Raw genomic sequence first — 2,633 nt, 5'->3', positions numbered from 1 at the left:
GGCTCAGGAGTGAGCCCGCGGGTCCGCCGTTCGGCCGCCGCCGTGCTGCTCCTACACGGCGGGCACCGGTTCGGACCCGGCGAGTCGCCGGCCGCGGTGGAGGGCGCGCAGCGAGAGCGCGCACGCCGCTCCGAGGGCGCACAGCGCCAGCCAGGGGAGCGCGGCGAGCCCGGCCGCGCGGGCGGCGTCCAGGGCCGCGCCGGTCAGCAGGTTCCCCAGGGTGATGCCGACCCCGCAGACGGTGTTGTAGAGCCCGTAGTGGGTGGCGACCAGGCGGTCCCCGGAGAGCCGGACCACGGTGTCCATCTCGAACGGGTAGGCCAGCATCGTGCCCAGGGCCAGCAGGAACGCGGCCAGCGCCGGCGGCCCGGCGGCGAGCGCCCAGCGCCCGGGGCCCGCCCCCGGGACGGGCAGGGCCGAGGCGGCGAGCAGCGGCAGGAAGGCCGCGCCCATCACGGCCACCCCCGCGACCAGGGCGGTGCCCGGTGCGATCCGGGCCCTGCACCAGGCCGTCACCCTGGTCTGGAGCAGGATCGTGCCCAGTCCGGACACCGCGAACAGCAGCGCCGTCGCCACCGTCCCGCCGGTGCCGCCGCCGCCCAGCCGGCGGACCTCCAGCGGCAGCGCCAGGTACACCTGGAAGGACAGTACGTACGAGCCGGTCATCGCGCCCGCGAAGAGCAGGAACGGGCGGTTGGCCAGCACCCCGCGCCACTGCGCGAGGACACCCGTACGCGCCGTGCCCCCCTCCGGCCCGGAGCCCCGGCGGGCCGGCAGCGAACGGATCTGCACCGCGCTGAGCACCGCGAACACCCCGGCCGCGACCAGGCAGGTGGTGCGGAAGTCCACCGCCGTCAGCGCCATGCCCACCAGCGGGCCGAGCAGGACGCCTGCCTGGTAGAAGACGTTGAACAGCGCGAACGCGGCCACCCGCCGCTCCTCGCCCGCGTCCCGCGCCAGGTACGCCCGCACCGCCGGGTTGAACAGCGCCCCGGCCAGGCCGGTGGCCGCCGAGGCCGCCACCAGGGCGGGCAGCGAGGAGGAGAGGCCGAGCGCGGCGAAGCCGGCGGTGCGCAGCAGGCAGCCCGCCACGATCAGGGGCTTGTAACCGAACCGGTCGGCCAGCGTGCCGCCGACCAGGAACATGCCCTGCTGGGTGAAGTTGCGCACCCCGAGCACCAGCCCGACCGTCCAGCCGGCCAGGCCCAGGCCGCCGGACAGGTGCGCGGCCAGGTAGGGCATCAGCATGTAGAAGCCCAGGTTGATGGTGAACTGGTTGACCATCAGCAGCCGGACGCTGCGCTCGTGGCTCCGGAACTGGGCGGTCAGCCCCCTCACGCGGCACCGCCGGGGGTGCTCGGGAGGGTCAGCGGGTCGACCACCTCGGCGCACCGGGTCCAGCGGGTGACCTCCCGCTCGTCCGGCCGGGCGAGCTCGTCCGGGCCGTCCGCCGGCGGGTGGTCGAGCAGGTCGTGGGCGGCGCCGTACTCGTCGTCGTAGACGGTGCCGAGGTAGCGCTGCGGCCCGTCCGGGAAGATCGCGGCGATCCGGGTGCCGGCGGGCCGGGTGCGGGCCAGCCAGCCGGCCACCAGGGCGACCGCGCCGACGCTCCAGCCGCCGGTGGCGTAGTGCGAGGCGGCCAGTCGGCGGCAGGTCCAGACGGCCTCGGCCGGGGCGACCCAGTGGACCTCGTCGAAGGCCTGGTAGGCGACGTTGCGCGGGTAGATGCTGGAGCCGAGGCCGCGCATCAGCCGGGTCCGGGCGGGCTGGCCGAAGATCGTGGAGCCGATGGTGTCCACCCCGACCACCCGCAGCCCCGGGTAGAGCTGGCGCAGGACGCGCGAGGTGCCGGCCGAGTGCCCGCCGGTGCCGACGCTGCACACCAGCACGTCCAGGTGGCCCAGTTGGGCGGCGAGCTCCAGCGCCAGCGGGGTGTAGGCGGTGGTGTTGTCGGGGTTGTTGTACTGGTCGGGGCACCACGATCCCGGGTGGCGGGCCAGCAGTTCGCCCACCCGGTCGCGCCGGGCCTGCTGCCAGCCGCCCTGCGGGTGCGGACTGGCGACCGCCTCCACCTCGGCGCCGTACGCGGTGAGCAGCCTGGTCATGGTCGGCTCCAGCCCCGGGTCGGTGACCAGCGTGACCGGGTGCCGGTACACCATGCCGGCCAGCGCGAGGCCCAGGCCCAGCGTGCCGCTGGTGGACTCCACGATCCGGCCACCCGGACGCAACTCGCCCCGGGCCCGCGCCCGTTGGACCATGTGCAGGGCCGGGCGGTCCTTGATGCCACCGGGGTTGAAGCCCTCCAGCTTGGCCCAGAAGCCGCGGCCCGCCGGGGCGAGCGGCTCGCCGATCCGCAGGACCGGGGTGTTGCCGACCAGGCCGCTGAGGGCCGCGTGGTCGTCCGTGCGATGGGTGAGGGACGTCATGTCTCGTCTCCTGTCGGGAGGTTGGCGGAAGGTACGGCAGCTCGGACGGACGCCGAGCCGCTATATCCGCCACCGACCGGTGACCAGCAACGGGCCTCTCGGCCCGGACGTACGGGCCGCGCGCCCGGCGGCGGCCGTCGGGCGGAGCGCGGCGGGCACCGCCCGGTCCCCGCCGGGAGCGGTCGCCGGGGACGGGGTGGGCAGGGC

2 protein-coding genes are annotated in these 2,633 nt (G+C 75.9%); both read right to left on the bottom strand.

Going from position 1 to position 2,633, the window contains the following annotated elements; translation table 11 throughout:
- Positions 1-51: 51 nt before the first annotated feature.
- Positions 52-1,284, bottom strand: coding sequence for an MFS transporter (locus tag ACFU6K_RS36180; protein ID WP_380670462.1), 1,233 nt, complete (start codon positions 1,282-1,284; stop codon positions 52-54).
- A 50-nt stretch (positions 1,285-1,334) separates the two neighbouring features.
- On the bottom strand, positions 1,335-2,426 hold the full coding sequence (locus ACFU6K_RS36175) for a PLP-dependent cysteine synthase family protein (RefSeq protein ID WP_380670460.1): 1,092 nt from the start codon (positions 2,424-2,426) through the stop codon (positions 1,335-1,337).
- Positions 2,427-2,633 lie beyond the last annotated feature (207 nt).

The organism is Kitasatospora sp. NPDC057512 (assembly GCF_042802135.1).
In the GTDB taxonomy this organism is placed as follows: Bacteria; Actinomycetota; Actinomycetes; order Streptomycetales; family Streptomycetaceae; genus Kitasatospora.
This window is presented reverse-complemented; position numbering and strand designations above follow the sequence as displayed.